The sequence below is a fragment of the Streptomyces sp. O3 genome (assembly GCF_054788135.1).
This window is the reverse complement of record NZ_JBTVYK010000012.1, coordinates 48,416-62,951: the sequence shown is the minus strand read 5'-3', so window position 1 is coordinate 62,951 and position 14,536 is coordinate 48,416. Positions and strand designations below refer to the sequence as shown.

At 73.9% G+C, this 14,536-nt stretch carries 12 protein-coding genes; 7 read left to right on the top strand and 5 right to left on the bottom strand.

Translation table 11 applies throughout. The features are described from left to right. Positions 1-66: 66 nt before the first annotated feature. Complete coding sequence (asnB, locus tag ACX6XY_RS08675; RefSeq protein WP_460328007.1) at positions 67-1,902, top strand: asparagine synthase (glutamine-hydrolyzing); 1,836 nt, start codon at positions 67-69, stop codon at positions 1,900-1,902. Between the two features lie 218 nt (positions 1,903-2,120). After that, the gene (locus ACX6XY_RS08670; RefSeq protein ID WP_460328006.1) at positions 2,121-2,963 is read left to right on the top strand and encodes an alpha/beta fold hydrolase; all 843 of its coding nucleotides are present in this window, start codon (positions 2,121-2,123) and stop codon (positions 2,961-2,963) included. Between the two features lie 33 nt (positions 2,964-2,996). On the opposite strand, the gene ACX6XY_RS08665 is transcribed toward ACX6XY_RS08670, so the two are convergent. The 4 genes from ACX6XY_RS08665 to ACX6XY_RS08650 form a co-directional block, all read right to left on the bottom strand. Beyond that, on the bottom strand, positions 2,997-4,043 hold the full coding sequence (locus tag ACX6XY_RS08665; protein WP_460328005.1) for a hypothetical protein: 1,047 nt from the start codon (positions 4,041-4,043) through the stop codon (positions 2,997-2,999). Then, entirely contained in the window at positions 4,040-5,014 is a 975-nt protein-coding gene (locus ACX6XY_RS08660; protein ID WP_460328004.1) for a hypothetical protein, read from the bottom strand. The genes ACX6XY_RS08665 and ACX6XY_RS08660 overlap by 4 nt, the downstream gene beginning before the upstream one ends. Beyond that, the gene (locus tag ACX6XY_RS08655) at positions 5,011-5,268 is read right to left on the bottom strand and encodes a hypothetical protein (RefSeq protein WP_460328003.1); all 258 of its coding nucleotides are present in this window, start codon (positions 5,266-5,268) and stop codon (positions 5,011-5,013) included. Before ACX6XY_RS08655 ends, ACX6XY_RS08660 begins: the two co-directional genes overlap by 4 nt. A gap of 152 nt (positions 5,269-5,420) precedes the next feature. Next, entirely contained in the window at positions 5,421-8,168 is a 2,748-nt protein-coding gene (locus ACX6XY_RS08650; protein WP_460328002.1) for an AfsR/SARP family transcriptional regulator, read from the bottom strand. Between the two features lie 266 nt (positions 8,169-8,434). On the opposite strand from ACX6XY_RS08650, the gene ACX6XY_RS08645 reads away from it, so the two are divergent. After that, positions 8,435-8,704: a hypothetical protein gene (locus tag ACX6XY_RS08645; protein WP_460328000.1), complete on the top strand. Its 270-nt coding sequence runs from the start codon at positions 8,435-8,437 to the stop codon at positions 8,702-8,704. Positions 8,705-8,780: 76 nt separating this feature from the next. On the opposite strand, the gene ACX6XY_RS08640 is transcribed toward ACX6XY_RS08645, so the two are convergent. Beyond that, positions 8,781-9,734 (bottom strand): AfsA-related hotdog domain-containing protein, encoded by a 954-nt coding sequence (locus tag ACX6XY_RS08640; protein WP_460327999.1) that lies wholly within the window; start codon positions 9,732-9,734, stop codon positions 8,781-8,783. A 532-nt stretch (positions 9,735-10,266) separates the two neighbouring features. On the opposite strand from ACX6XY_RS08640, the gene ACX6XY_RS08635 reads away from it, so the two are divergent. The 4 genes from ACX6XY_RS08635 to ACX6XY_RS08620 are packed head-to-tail and all read left to right on the top strand — an operon-like array spanning position 10,267 to position 14,533. Beyond that, positions 10,267-11,337 (top strand): 4-(cytidine 5'-diphospho)-2-C-methyl-D-erythritol kinase, encoded by a 1,071-nt coding sequence (locus ACX6XY_RS08635; protein ID WP_460328048.1) that lies wholly within the window; start codon positions 10,267-10,269, stop codon positions 11,335-11,337. After that, positions 11,334-12,539 carry a DegT/DnrJ/EryC1/StrS family aminotransferase gene (locus ACX6XY_RS08630; RefSeq protein WP_460327998.1) on the top strand — a complete coding sequence of 402 codons (1,206 nt, stop codon included), beginning with the start codon at positions 11,334-11,336 and terminating at the stop codon, positions 12,537-12,539. The genes ACX6XY_RS08635 and ACX6XY_RS08630 overlap by 4 nt, the downstream gene beginning before the upstream one ends. After that, a complete protein-coding gene (locus tag ACX6XY_RS08625) occupies positions 12,536-13,654 on the top strand; it encodes a DegT/DnrJ/EryC1/StrS family aminotransferase (protein WP_460327997.1) in 1,119 nt (372 codons plus the stop codon). The genes ACX6XY_RS08630 and ACX6XY_RS08625 overlap by 4 nt, the downstream gene beginning before the upstream one ends. A 21-nt stretch (positions 13,655-13,675) precedes the next feature. Further along, positions 13,676-14,533 carry a class I SAM-dependent methyltransferase gene (locus ACX6XY_RS08620; protein ID WP_460327995.1) on the top strand — a complete coding sequence of 286 codons (858 nt, stop codon included), beginning with the start codon at positions 13,676-13,678 and terminating at the stop codon, positions 14,531-14,533. Positions 14,534-14,536: the final 3 nt, after the last annotated feature.

The window sequence follows — 14,536 nt, the reverse complement described above, 5'->3', positions numbered from 1 at the left end:
GCGGCCCCGCCCTCCCCGACATTCCCGCGGGCCCATGGGCCCGCAACCTCATAGGAGTACAGGAACATGTGCGGTATAGCCGGCTGGGTCGACTTCGCCCGTCCGCTCGACCACGACACGGCGCGGGCCATGACCGCGACCATGGCCCGCCGCGGTCCCGACGCCCAAGGGCTGTGGACCAGCGACCACGTCGCTCTCGGACACCGACGCCTCTCCGTCATCGACCTGGAGGGCGGCTGCCAGCCCATGGCCGCCGAAGATCCCTCCTCCGCACGCGCCGCGCTGACCTACAGCGGCGAGACATACAACTTCCAGGAGCTGCGCACCCAACTCAGCTGCCTGGGCCACCGGTTCACCACCCGCAGCGACACCGAAGCGGTGCTGCGCGCCTACCAGCAATGGGGCGCCGGACTCGTCACCCGGCTGGAGGGCATCTACGCCTTCGCCGTCTGGGACCTGGACCGGCAGGAACTACTGCTCGTCCGGGACCGGATGGGAGTCAAGCCCCTGTACTACGCCGAGACCACCTCAGGCGTGCTCTTCGGGTCCGAACCCAAGGCCATCCTCGCCCACCCCGGATTCTCCCCGGTCCTCGACGCCGACGGCCTGCGAGACCTCCTCTCCGTGGCCAAAGTCCCAGGCCACGCCGTCTTCCGCGGTATGCGCGAGGTGCCGCCCGGCGGCATGGTCCGCGTCGGGCGCTCCGGGGTGACCGAGGAGCGGTACTGGCGGCTGCGGGTAGCCGAGCACACCGACTCCCTCGACCGGACGATCAGCACAGTGCGGGAACTCATGACGCAGATCGTCGAGGAGCAGATGGTCTCCGACGTGCCCCTGTGCACGCTGCTGTCCGGCGGTCTCGACTCCGGCTCGCTCACCGCGCTCGCCGCACACGCCGCACGGACAGCCGGTACGGAGCGCATCCGCTCCTGCTCGGTCAGCGACCCCGACCCCGACGGTTCAGCGGGCGCCACCGCCAACCAGGACCACGTGTACGCCCGGCTGCTCGCCGAGCACGTCGACTCCGACCACAGCGAACTGCCCCTCAAGGCCCCCGACCTGCTCGACCCCGCACTGCGGGCTTCCGTCCTTCAGGCGTACGACCTCCCCATCGCCAAGGGCGACGAGCACGCCTCGCTGCATCTGCTCTTCAGCATCGTGCGCCGACACTCCACGGTAGCGCTCTCCGGGGAGTGCGGCGACGAGGTGTTCGGCGGCTACCGTTGGCAGCGCGAACGGGACACCGTGCTCTCCAACACCTTCCCCTGGGTACACGAAGGACGCGCCGACTACCGGGGCAACGACGTCGTCTTCTCGCCCGACCTGCTCGCCAAGCTGGACCTCGCGGCTTACGAGCGGGACTGCCACAGCACCGCCGTCGCGGAGATCGACGCCCGCGCCGACATCGCCGACCCGGTGGAGGCCCGCTACCGGGAGGTCACCTACCTCGCCCTCACCCGGCACGCCCAGATCCTCTTCGACCGCAAGGACCGGATGAGCATGGCCTGCGGACTGGAGGTCCGGGTGCCCTTCGCCGACCACCGCTTGGTCGAGTACACCTTCAACGTTCCGTGGGCCATGAAAAGCTTCGACGGCCGGGAGAAAAGCCTGCTGCGGGCGGCGATGCGGGACCTGTTGCCGGAGGCGGTGGCCCAGCGGATCAAGACGCCCTACCCCTCCATCCGTGCCGAGACTTACGACCGGACGCTGCGCGAGCGGCTGGCCGAACTGATTCGTGCCGGGTCAGCTCCGCTGGATCCCCTCGTCGCGCCCGGACTGAAGGCGGCGGTGCGCCGGGAGGGCGCGGCCGCCCTGGAACAGGGGATGAGCCGGGCTGCCCTGGAGACCACGCTGCAACTGGACGCCTGGCTGCACGCCTACGACGTGCGGCTCGTCCTCTAGGGCTTGCCGCGAGGCGCCCGGAGGGCGCGGCCCACCCGAAGGAACTCGCTGCCGCCCGGCTGACCATGATCGCGGCCTGAGAGTATCGAGCGCAGGGGCAAGCACCGCCGATCCGGACCACCGAACCGGCTGTCCCGCGCCGTGCCGCGCGTGAGTGCCGACGCCCCGCTCGTACCGTACGAGAAACGGCGCCGGTCGCCGATGGACGAGGAGGCCTCTTGAGTAACTGGCAACTGGGCAGGACCTATCACGGGAGTTCCGGGGAGGTCCGCTGGGATCGGATGGGAGAAGGAGAGGGGAAGGAACCCGTCGTGCTGCTGCACGGTACCCCCTTCTCCTCCTATGTCTGGCGTGGTGTCGCCCGCTCGCTCGCCGCGCACTGCCAGGTGTACGTCTGGGACATGCCCGGATACGGCGCGTCGGAGAAGTACGAGGGGCAGGACGTCTCGCTCGCCGCGCAGGGGCGGGTGTTCACCGAGCTGCTCGACCACTGGGGGCTGGCCGAACCCGCCGTGGTCGCCCATGACTTCGGCGGCGCCGTCGCGCTGCGCGCCCATCTGCTGCACGGCGTCCGCTACCGCCGTCTCGCGCTGGTGGACCCCGTCGCCCTCGCCCCGTGGGGCTCGCCGTTCTTCCGGCTGGTGGGCGACCACACCGAGGTGTTCGACCAGCTCCCGCCCGCCATGCACGCCGCACTCGTACGGGAGTACGTGCGCTCCGCCAGCGACGGCGACCTGGGTGAGAAGGTACTCGAACGCCTGGTGGAACCCTGGCTCGGCGAGGTCGGCCAGGCCGCGTTCTACCGCCAGATCGCCCAGGCCGACCAGCGTTACACCGATGAGATCGAGGAGCTGTACGGCACGCTCCAGCTACCCGTGACGGTGTGCTGGGGCGCCGAGGACACCTGGATCCCGTTGAGTCAGGGCGAGAAGCTGGCCGCGCGGATCCCCGGCGCCGACCTTCAGGTCATCGCGGGCGCGGGCCACTTGGTGCAGGAGGACGCGCCCGCGGAACTGGCCGCCGCGCTGCTCGCCTTCCTCAAGGAACTCGGCTACGACTGACACGCTCAGGTCCCAGGTCCCAGGTCTCAGGTCTCAGGCGGAGGCCTCCAGCGCGCATTCCGGGAGGAGCGCCTCGATGCCGTCGAGGAGGCGCAGGCCCGTGTCGGTGAACAGGTACCGCATTCCGGCCAGGCTGTTGGCGAGTTCCCTGGCGCACGCCAGCACCGAGCGCAACGCCTCGGCGAGCACCGGCTGTTCGGGGCCGAGCCCCCGGCGCAGGGCCGCCGCGCGCAGCCGGGCCAGCTGGGCGTACACGTACAGGATGCGCAGGCAGTGCTCGGCGGTGCGCCACTCGCTCTGCCAGGACACGTACACCAGCGTGACCCGGTCGTCGCGCGAGGCGAAGTGGTCGACCAGGCGGCGTTCCTCGTTGAGGGCGAGCCGCAGGGCCTCGTGATACAGCGACTCCTGGAGGGTGTACACGCTGGGTTCGGAGAACATGAAGCCCGGCACCATGTGGTGCAGGCCGAGCCCGCTGACGAACGCCGTGAACGGCAGCCCGTAGAACGCGCAGGACGTCATCGTGTCGCCCATCGGGCTGGCCGGGCCGCGCGGCTTGAGCAGCACGAGCGCGGTGATGTACCGGTCGACGGCGGCGGCCGCGTCGGGCAGCAGCGCCGGGAGCGTGTCGGCGGCCTCGGCCAGCCGCGCGGTGGTCTTCGGGCCCGGCCGCACCGCACGGAACGCGCCGAGGCCGACGGCGTCCAGCAGCTGCGGGGCGATGCCGTCGGCGTACCGCAGCCGCAGCGGCCCGGTGCCGACCGGCACCAGCGGATCGCCGTCGGTGCCGAGCACGGCGTACGGGCCGCGCGCCGCGCGGCCGGTGGGCGCGGCCCGGTTGAGGAGTCGGCACAGGTACGGCGGCAGGGCCCCGGCCGCGCCGGGCCACGGGGCGCCGGCGGCGGGCGCGCCGGGCGTGCCGGTTGTGTGGGTCGTGCCGGGCGTGCCCGCCGTGTCTCCTGTGCCGGTGGCGGCCGCGTACAGCCGCGCGTACCGCTCCCGGACCGCTGCTACGGGACTCAACCCCGGTGCGGGGCCGACCGCTTCGCTTCCGACACCCGTCGGCAGGACCGTCGTCATCGCCTTGTTCCTCCTTCGTGGGCGGGTACCGGAGTGGGCAGGCGGGCCAGGGACGCGTGGGCGTACACGACTTGGTAGCCGGGGACCGTGAACAGCGACTCGCGCAGCACGGTCGCCGTCTCGGGCAGCAGCTCAGGCGGGGGCGTCCCGTCAATGCCGCTGCCGCTGCCGCTGTCGTTTCCGCCGCGGCTGTCGTCGCCGTCTCCGTACGTCAACGACCGCTCCAGGGCGAAGAAGTGCAGGTTCACGGCGTCCACCCGCCGCTGGTAGACCCACCAGGCGCGGCGTTCCCGCGGGCCCCCGCGCGCCTCCAGATACTGGGCCGTGGCCTGCTCCTCCAGGTGTTGCGCGAGCCGCTCCGACGCGATCTGGCCGAGCGCGCAGCGCACCGGTCTGGCCCGCTCGTACAGACAGTGCCCCAGCTCGTGCGCGATCCCCGCGAGCGCCTCGACGGTGGGCGCGTCCCGGCCGCGGACGACGAGCAGGCCGTCGTCGTCCGGCTCGCTGCGGAAGGGCGTCCCGGTCTCGTCGAGCGAGGACGCGGCCAGGACGGCGCGGACCTGCGGGGCGCGGCGGCGCAGCAGCGGCAGCCGGGGCAGGATCTCGGTGGCCGGGGCGTGCGTGGGATGCCGCAGGACGGTGGAGTCGGCGAGATACGGCAGCCGCAGCTCCATCAGCGTGGCCAGGTCGTCCGCCGCGAGCGGCAGCAGACCGTCGTACGCGCCCGAGGCGAGGACCAGGCGCATCCGGCGGTGCGCGCTGTCCGCGAGCTGGCGCAGCCACGCCAGCTCCCGCAGCCGGGCCAGCGCCCCGCGCCGGGCGGCGAGCAGCGGCCCGAGTAGCGGGCCGTGGCCGAGCACCGCCTGCCGCTGGAGGGCACGGCGGTGCTCGTCGAACGCGTGCAGGGCCGGAACGTAGCCGCGGATCAGGCCTGTGCGCGCGGAGAGATGAGGGGCTAAGGGGGTGCTCACCCTCGGTCGGCCGACTCCTCGCCGGGCCCGTCGAGCGCGTCGTGTGAGCGGTGCGGGTCGTGTGAGCCGTGTGAGCCGTGCCCGTCCATGACGAGTTCTTCCAGGTCGGTGGGGGTGGTGATGGACAGGTAGCGCGGCTGCGCCGACGTCTCGTCCGGCGCGTCGTCGTGGTCGGACATCGAGGCCATGGGCGGCGCGTTGTCCGGCTGGGGGACGTTCTCGTGCGACGGCCGGTTGCTGCTCGACGCGGACATGGCTCCTCCGTACGTGGTCAGGCGGCCCGGCACCGGCCGCCGCGGTCGGCGCGCGGGTGACGCGCGGCGCGTGGGCCGGTGGTAGGGCCATCCTCCGCGCCCTGGTAAAGCGGGGGTTGCGCGCGGCCCGGCCGGACAGACCCCAGCCGCGCTCACGCCGTCGGGTGGGGCGCAGGCAGGGTGCGCCAGGCGCCGGGGCGCACTTCGACCCAGGCGGGGAGCGGGGCGTCGCGGTCCAGGCGGTCGAGCCAGCGGCGGGCGTACGCCTCCAGACGCCGGTCGCCCAGCGCGCCCGCCAGGGTCAGGCACTGGCGGAAGTGGCCGTGGGCCGCCGCCGGTCCCTCGGTCTCCAGGGCGAGCAGGCCCAGGACGCGGCGCGCCTCGTAGCAGCCGCGCGCGTCGTCGGGCGTCTCGCGCAGGGTCGGCGTGACCAGCCGGGCCGCCGCCTCGCCCGCGCCCGCGTCCAGCTGGACGTCGGCGAGCCCGGCCAGGGCGCGGCCGCGTTCGGGCGCGGCCGTGGACCCGGCCGCGTCCACGGCGCGCTGGTACAGGTCGCGGGCGGCGTCGGGGCGGTGCCGCTGCCAGGCCAGGTCGCCCAGCGAGCGCAGCAGCCGGGAGCGGGCCGCGTCGTCGCCGACGCGTTCGGCCGCGTCGACGGCCAGGGTGTGGGTGCGCTGCCAGGGGTCCCAGGCGGCGAGCGCCTCCAGGAAGACGGCCATCGCCTCGGCCAGCCGTACGGTCTGCGCCCACAGGCCCGCCTCGTGCGCCTGCCCGGTCAGGGCCACCAGGGCGTTCTGGCGGCGCGCGAACCAGTCGAGCGGATGCTGGCCGTCCATCCGGGCGGCGTGCCGCGCGGTCTCCGCCCGGTCGGCGGCGGCGGCGCACAGCCGGGCGACGGCCGCGCGCACCCACAGCTTCGGCTCCTGCTCGTTACGCTGCTCGACGGCCAGCAGCCGGGTCAGGGCCGGGAACCGGTAGCCGCGCCCGTCCGGACCGGTGCCCAGCAGGCCCGCGGCGACCAGGGCGCGCAGGGTGCGCTCGGCGGCCTCGACGCGCGCGCCGAGCGCCGCGGCCGCCGCGGTGACGGTGAACAGCTCCTCGGGGAGCAGGCTGAGCAGCCGCGCGGCGCGGCGCACCGGTTCGGGCGCGTTGTCGTACGGGGCCCGCAGGGCGGCATGGCAGTCCTCGTCGGCGGCGCGCAGCTCCGCCAGGCGGGTCTCGGGGCCGCGCAGCCTGGCCGCCAGCTCGGCGGGGGAGTGGTGCGGGTGCGCGGCGAGCCGGGACGCGACGGCGCGCAGCGCGGACGGCCAGCGGCCGCACAGCTCGGCGAGTTCGTCCCAGTCGTCCCGCTCCTGGACGGCGTCGATCTCGCCGAGCGCGTCCAGCGCGTCCAGCTCGCCGGGCGCGGGCGGCCCCGCCGGGGCGTACGCCTCCTGCGTGCCGTACTCGCCATGCGTGCCGTACTCGCCGTACTCGCCGTCGGTCACGGCCGCGGCGGGCCGCGCCGCCGACGAGCGGCCCGCCGCGGCCGTGAGCAGCAGGCGGGCGTCCGGCGCGGACAGCGCGTCGATCGCCAGCAGATGGCCGCCGAGCCCCGGCAGGACCGGCCGCGCGGTCACCAGGGCGGCGCAGCCCGCGGGCAGCGGCAGCAGCGGGCGCAGCTGGGCGGCGTCGGCGGCGTCGTCGAGGATCAGCAGCAGACGCCGCCCCTCCGTCGACTGCCGCAGCAGCTCACGCAGTTCGGCCACCGCGACGGGCAGCGGCTCGCGCACGCCGAGCGCGACGAGGATCCGGCCGAGGATCTGCGTGGAGTTCAGCGGCCGCCCGTCGTCGCCGCGCAGACCCACCAAGGCCCGCCCGTCCGGGAAGAGTTCGCGGGTGCGGTGGGCGACGGCCACGGCGAGCGCAGTCTTGCCGACCCCGGCGGGCCCGGTGACCTGGGCGCAGCCGCCGCCGGGCAGATCCCGCAGGCGGCTCGCCAGCCGCTCCAGCTCGCCGTCGCGGCCCGTGAACAGCGGGTCGGCGGCGGGCAGCTGCTCCACCGGCCGGGTGCGCGGCGTCGGCGGCGCGGCGACGGCCAGCGGCTGCGGCCGCTCCGCGCCGCCGCCCGCGCGGGGGCGGCGGTCCGACGGGCGCAGCAGGGCAGGGTCGCCGGTCAGGATGCGGCTGTGCAACTGCTGGAGACGCCGTCCGGGCTCGATGGCCAGTTCGTCCACGAGGGTGCGGCGCAGCTTGCCGAAGGCGCGCAGGGCGTCCGCCTGGCGGCCCGTACGGTACAGGGCGACCATCAGATGCGCGTGGAACTCCTCGTGCAGCGGCAGCTCGGCGGCCAGCGCCTGCAACTCGCCGAGGAGTTCCTGGTGGTGGCCCAGGTGCAGTTCGGCGCGGATCCGCTGTTCCAGGGCAGCGGTGCGCACCTCGGCGAGCCGTACCGCCATGCTATGCAGGAGGCTGCCGTGCGGGGTGTCGGACAGCAGCGGGCCGCGCCACAGGGCGAGCGCCTGGCGTTGCAGGTCGGCGGCGGCGGCGTGGTCGCCGCGCTCCATCGCGTCGCGCCCGCCGCTGTGCAGCTCCTCGAACACGGTGAGGTCCAGCTGGTTCGGGTCGACCCGCAGCCGGTAGCCGGGCGAGCGGGTCACCAGCGCCTCGCGGCCGAACTCGGGCTGCACCTCGCGCAGCAGCTTGCGCAGTTGCGAGATGTAGACCTGCAGAGTGGTCATCGCGGTCCTGGGCGGGTTCTCCCCCCACAGCTCGTCGATCAGACCGTCGACGGACACGACCTCGTTGGATCGTACGAGCAGGGTCGCGAGCACGCCCCGGACCTTGGCGGCACGCGGCGTGACCGCCCGCGCGTCCGTGGCGGTGTTCACCTCCAGCGGTCCCAGCACCCTGAATCGCATACGGCTCCCGCCTGTCGATGACGCGCCCCCGGAGGACTGCACCCCCCGGCCCCCGGGCGTACGCCAAGCCCCAATGTATGGCCGCCCCACCCCCCGACTTCGGACAGCCGGACCCCTAAAACCGCGCCGCCGACGGCTCACCCGACGAACGCCAGTTCGCCGGGTGCGGGGCTCAAAGGCGGCTCTAGGGCGGGGGGCGACGCTGTGTCCGGCGCCCGCGTGCCGGGTGCCGCCGGGTGCCCGACTGGTGGGAGGAGCACGGTCCGATGAGCGAGGTAAGGACGGAGACGACCGAGGCGACCGCCGCCACCCGGCTCGCCATGGCCAGCGCGCGCGTCACCTGGGGGCTGCCGACGCTCGACGAGGTCACCGCGATCGCCGCGGTGCTCACCGGGCGGCCGCGCCCCGCCGACGCGGGTGCGGGTACGGGTACGAGTACGGGCTGTCAGCCGACGGCGTCGGCGTGCCGCGCGGACGGGCCCGGCGCCGGGGCCGGGATCCGCCCGGCTGACCAGGCGGCCGCGTCCCAGGCATGATCCGCCAGGCGGGCCCTGGGCCCTGTGCCCTGTGCCCTGTCGTCACACTCTCGCCGTACGGCGGCAGGGCCTGGGCTCAGCCCGTCTCCGCCGCCACCACCTGGGCCTCGGCCGCCACTTTGCCCGCCTGTTGCAGCGACAGCTGGACCCGTGTCTGACGCCTGCCCTCCTCGTCGCGGGCGACGGGCTCGGTGACCGCGACGCAGGCCAGCGGCAGATCGAGCTCGGCGTGGCCGCGTACGTGCACCACCATGCTCGTCAGCGCGGTGTGCCGCGCCGAGAGGCCGTGCACACGCCCCGCCGCGAGCAGTGCGCTCTGCCGCAGCGCCTCCACGAGCAGCAGGCCCGGCACCGAGTCCGCGGACTCCGCGAAGAACACCGGGTGGGCCGGATCGACCAGGACCGCCGTGGTCAGCGCCGACCCGCGGCCCACGGGGGCCGACACCACCACGTTGGCCGGGTCGACGCGGCCGACCTCCGCCGGGTTCACGGGCCGCCGGGCGTTCGTGCCCGGTGCGGAATCGGCGTCCAGCGCCGCGAGGCGGCTGGCGGCCCGGTGGTTGCGGGCCACCGTCGGGGTGAGGAAGACGAGTTCGGCCGAGCCGGTGCAGCCGGGCGCGCCGTCGATCGCCATCGCACCGCCCAGGCGCAGCCCACGCGGCACCCCAGCCACCGTCTTGGTGGGCGAGGCCCGCAGATCGAGCGCCATACGCGCGCCGTCGAGCGCGACGGACCAGACCGCCGGATCGGTGAGGCGCAGCGCGAACTTATAGAACAGGCACGGGCGTTCGGCCGGTACCTCGAAGTGGCGATGGCCGATGTGCAGGCCCGCTCTGCGGGTCAGCTCCACGAAGATCTGCGCGTCGTGCCGTCCGGGGTCCTCGTTGAACAGGGCGTGGCCTACCGGCATCTCGGCGTGGAGCGTGAACCGCTCCTGGCCGGCGGGCGCGCCACGCGGCCGCTCGTGCCGCGTCAGCTGGCGGGCGACGGCCGTGACGTCCAGGCCGCCGAGTGCTGCGGGTCGTGACATGCGTGGCTCCTTGGCCCAGGCGGCTCCGGGGTGCCCGGAGTCGGCTGCCCCGGCATCTGGTGCAAGCCTCGCGGGCGCGCCCGACCCATCCAAGCGCGCTGCGCTGACCGCAAGTTGCCATGCAGGCACTTCCGGCCTTCGTGGCTTGGCAGCGGGCGGTCCGGGCGGGGAAAGTAGGGCGTGCCGAGTGGATGACGCGCAGCGGCGGCCTGGTCGGGAAGTCTTCTTCCCAGGCTCCTGACCTGGCCGCCTGGCGTGCGCACAGCCGGTCGACAGTCGGCCGACAGCCGGGACTCCACCGGTCGGCGCATCCGTCGTGCCCGCTTCCGCCCACCCGCTTTAGCCGCGCGCAGGGACCGCTTCGCACACTTCACGCCGCAAGGGTCGCCCGCGAACTCCCCTTCCCAGTGTGACCCTTCGGCTCCGCCCGAGCCTTCGGCTCCTGCCCGAGCGGCAGGCCGGCATCCGGTCCGAAGACGTCCAGCGCCAGGAAGGCGGCCAGGTTCATGAGCGAGATCTGGGACGCAGCGCGGTGAGCGTCGCGGTCCGGGTGCCGGCCAAGGTCAACCCGCACCTCGGTGTGGGCCGGGCCAGGGCGGACGGCTACCACGAGCTGGTCACCGTGTTCCAGGCCGTCTCCCTGCACGACACCGTCGAGGTACGCGAGGCCGCGGACCTGAGGCTCACCGTCGCCGGGGCGGACACCCGCGCCGTGCCCGTCGACGCGAGCAACCTGGCCGCGCGCGCCGCCGTACTGCTCGGTGAGCGTCTGGGGCACGCGCCGCGGGTCCATCTGCACATCGACAAGCAGATCCCGGTGGCCGGGGGCATGGCGGGCGGCAGCGCCGACGCGGCCGCCGCGCTGGTGGCCTGCGCCCGGCTGTGGGGGGCTCCGGCCGACCACCCAGCCGTCGCCGAGGTCGCCGAACTGCTCGGCAGCGATGTGCCGTTCGCGCTGCTCGGCGGCACCGCGCTCGGCACCGGCCGCGGCGAGCGGCTCGCCCCGCTGCCCGGCGGCACCCTGCACTGGGTGTTCGCCGAGGCGGCACAGGGCCTGAGCACCCCCGTCGTGTTCGACGAGTTCGACCGCCTCGCCGCCGACGCCCCCGATCCCGACGCCCCCGATCCCGGTGCCCCCGATCCCGGCGCTCCCGACTCCGCCCTGGCTCCGCCCGACGCCTTCGCCGACGCCCTCGCGACCGGCGACGCCGTACGCCTCGCGCCGCTGCTGCGCAACGACCTCCAGCGGGCGGCGCTGCGGCTCCGCCCCGAGCTGGCGGCCACGCTGCGGCTCGGCGCCGCCGCCGGGGCGCTGCGCGGCCTGGTCAGCGGCTCGGGCCCGACCTGCGCGTTCCTGGCCAGGGACGCGGCGGCGGCCGCGGACATCGGCGAGTTCCTGCTCGGCTCCGGGCGGTGCCGGGCGGTGCGCACCGCCTACGGCCCGGTGCCGGGCGCCACGGTCGTCGACGAACGGCCGGGCGCATACGACGACTCCGGCACCGGACGCCGGGACGACGCCGCACCGCACGACGCCCCACCGCACAACGATTCCGCGCACCGCGATTCCGCCCACCGGACCGCCCTGATCGAAGGAGCAGCGTGAACAGTACGGCGACGCCGGCCCCGCCCGGCGCACAGGCGAAGGCCACGGCGGGAGTGCCGTTCTTCTCCCAGGCCGCCGCCTTCGAGGAGCTGTGGCCGCGGATCGCGGCGCACACCGAGGACGTCCTGGAGCGCGGCAAGTACTCGCACGGCCGCAAGGTCCTGGAGCTGGAGCGGGCCATCGCCCGCTACACCGGGGCCCGCCACGCGATCGCCGTGAACAACGGCACCGACGCGCTCGTCATCCTGCTGCGCGCCGCCGGGATCGAGCGCGGCGACGAGGTCGTGGTGCCCGCCTTCACCTTCGCCGCCACCGCGACGTCCGTGGCGCTCGCCGGGGGCCGACCGGTCTTCGCGGACATCGACCCGGTGACGTACGCCATGGACCCGCGGTCGCTGGACCGGGTGATCACCGAGCGGACCAAGGCCGTCATGCCCGCCCATCTGTTCACCCAGCTCGCCGACATGGGCGCGATCAACGAGGTGGCGCGGGCCCGCGGCCTGACCGTACTGGAGGACAGCGCCGAGTCGATCGGCATGCGCTGGAACGGCGCCCACGCGGGCCTGTTGAGCAGCGGCGGGGTGCTGTCGTTCTTCCCCACCAAGACGCTCGGCGCGATCGGCGACGCGGGCATGGTGCTCACCGACGACGACGAGGTCGCCGAGCGGGCCGGGATCCTGCGCCACCACGGCCGGATGGGCAAGACCATCGACCACATCGCCGGTATCTCGAACCTGTCCGGCGCGTCCGGCACCAACTCCAAGATGGACGACCTCCAGGCCGCGGTGCTGATGGCCAAGCTGGAGCGGCTCGACGCCGACATCGCCCGGCGCGCCGAGCTGGCCGCCGCCTACACCGAGCGGCTGCGGGACCTGCCCGGCGTGCTGCGGCTGCCGACGGTCGTCGAGCGGCCGGTGCCCACCGACCCGGTGTTCTACGTGTACGAGATCGAGGTCGAGCGGCGCGACGCGCTGGTCGAGCACCTCACGGAACGCGGCATCGGCACCGAGACCTACTACCCGATCCCGCTGCACCTACAGCCGTGCTTCGCCGAACTCGGCCACCGCGAAGGGGACTTCCCCGTCGCCGAAGAGGTCTGCGCGCGGGCCGTCGCGCTGCCCTTCTACCCCGATCTCACCGAGGCGCAGGTCGACCAGGTCGCCACTGCCCTCAGGGACTTCTACGACGGGAGCAGGCTGTGAGGACTCTGCCCTTCTTCCCGCCCGACCTGTTCGAGGCGGACCGTGACGCGCTGCTCAAGGCGCTGTTCGAGGTGGGCACCGACCCGGAACAGCGTTTCATCCTGGGGCGGCGCACCGCCGAGTTCGAGCAGCAGATCAAGCGGGACACCGGCGCGCACGACGTGGTGGCCTGCGGCAGCGGCACCGGCGGCCTCGAACTGGCCGTCGGCGCGCTGGACATCGGGCCGGGCGACGAGGTGATCGTGCCCGCGTTCTGCTGCCAGCCGGTGGCCTCGTCGGTGGCGAACGCGGGCGCCACGCCCGTCTTCGCCGACGTCGACCCCTGGACGATGGTGATGGACCCGGACTCCATGGAGTCGCTGATCACCGAGCGCACCAAGGCGGTGATGCCCGCCCATCTCTTCTCGATCATGGCGGACATGCCGCGCGTCATGGAGATCGCGCGCCGCCACGAGCTGCCGGTGATCGAGGACGCGGCGGTCGCCCAGGGCGCGATGCTCGACGGAGTACCGGCCGGACGCTGGGGCACCCTCGGGGTGTTCTCCTTCTTCCAGGTCAAGGCGCTCGGCACCGCGGGCGAGGGCGGTGTGGTGCTGTCCGACGACCCCGAACTCGCCCGCGCGGCACGGATGCTGCGCAACCACGGGCAGGACGGCGTGCACCGCTTCCTGCACCACCGGATCGGCCGCAACAGCCGCTTCGACGAGGTGATCGCCGCCTTCCAGCTGCACCGCCTGCCGACCTTCGCGGACCGCCTGGAGCGCCGGGCGCGGATCGCCGACTACTACACCGAGCGGTTCGCGCCGCTCGTCGAACGCGGCGTCAAGGCCCCGCCCGCCGGGCGCAACGGCCGGTGCTACTACGTGTATTCGCTCCAGGTGTCCCGCCGCGAGGACCTGCGCGCCTATCTCACCGAGAACGGCATCGGCTCGCACATCTACTACCCGACGCCGCTGCCGCTGCAGCCCGCGTTCGCGCCCTGGGCGCCCGACGGCGCGGACTGGCCGAACTCCCGCTGGGCGAGCCGGTCCAACCTCGCGATCCCCATCTGGCCGCATCTGACCGACGCCGATGTCGAGCGCATCGCCGACACCATCTGCGACTTCTTCGCCTGAGGCCCCGGAGGGACCCGAACCGTGACCACCTCACTTCAGCAGGACCAGAAAGCCCAACAGGACCAACAGGACCAGCAGGACCAGCAGGAACGGCAGGACTACGTCTTCAGCTCGCTGTGGGACAAGGAGACCGAGCGGCTGCGCACCAACGAGGCCATCTGGGACCCCGGCACCTTCGAGCGGTTCGCCGCACTCGGCGTCACCGACGGCTGGCACTGTCTGGAGATCGGCGCGGGCTCCGGCTCCGCCGCCCGCCGCCTCGCCGAACTCGTCGGCCCCACCGGCCGGGTGGTCGCCGCCGACCTGGAGACCGAACGGCTGGTCGGCGACCAGGAGAAGGGCACGTTCGACGTGTGGGAGATCGACCTGCGCGAGGACGAGCTGCCGCCCGAGTCCTTCGACCTGGTGCACGCCCGCATGCTGGTCCAGCACCTGCCCGAACGCGAGGCCGTGATCGCCAAGTTCGTACGCGCCCTGCGCCCCGGCGGCCTCCTCTTCCTGGAGGACACCGACTCCTCCACGCTGTTCCGCAGCGCCAGCGGCGAGGACTTCCTCCAGGACGTACGCGCCGCCGGATACGGCCTGATGCGCGAGGCGGGACACGACCCGCGCGGCGGCCACGTCGACTACCACATCGCCCGCTCCTGCGACCTGGACGACGTCACCGCCGAAGGCCGCGTCGTCATGGTCCGCGGCGGCTCCGTACAGGCCCGCCACTACCAGCTGTGGCTGGAGTTCATGGCTCCGCGGATCGTCTCCGGCGGGCTGGTCAGCCGTGAGCGCGTGGACGAGGCGATCGCCGAGATGGGCGACCCGGCGCACAGCTGGCTCAGCCAGGTGCAGATCTCCACGGTCGGCCGCAAGCCGCGCGCGGCCTGAGCG

What these genes read in the sequence shown, in the direction of transcription:
- ACX6XY_RS08645 (WP_460328000.1), top strand. Translation starts at nt 8,435, where the DNA reads ATGAGCGAGGTAAGGACGGAGACGACCGAGGCGACCGCCGCCACCCGG.
- ACX6XY_RS08655 (WP_460328003.1), bottom strand. Translation starts at nt 5,268, where the DNA reads ATGTCCGCGTCGAGCAGCAACCGGCCGTCGCACGAGAACGTCCCCCAG.
- ACX6XY_RS08650 (WP_460328002.1), bottom strand. Translation starts at nt 8,168, where the DNA reads ATGCGATTCAGGGTGCTGGGACCGCTGGAGGTGAACACCGCCACGGAC.
- asnB (WP_460328007.1), top strand. Translation starts at nt 67, where the DNA reads ATGTGCGGTATAGCCGGCTGGGTCGACTTCGCCCGTCCGCTCGACCAC.
- ACX6XY_RS08640 (WP_460327999.1), bottom strand. Translation starts at nt 9,734, where the DNA reads ATGTCACGACCCGCAGCACTCGGCGGCCTGGACGTCACGGCCGTCGCC.
- ACX6XY_RS08665 (WP_460328005.1), bottom strand. Translation starts at nt 4,043, where the DNA reads ATGACGACGGTCCTGCCGACGGGTGTCGGAAGCGAAGCGGTCGGCCCC.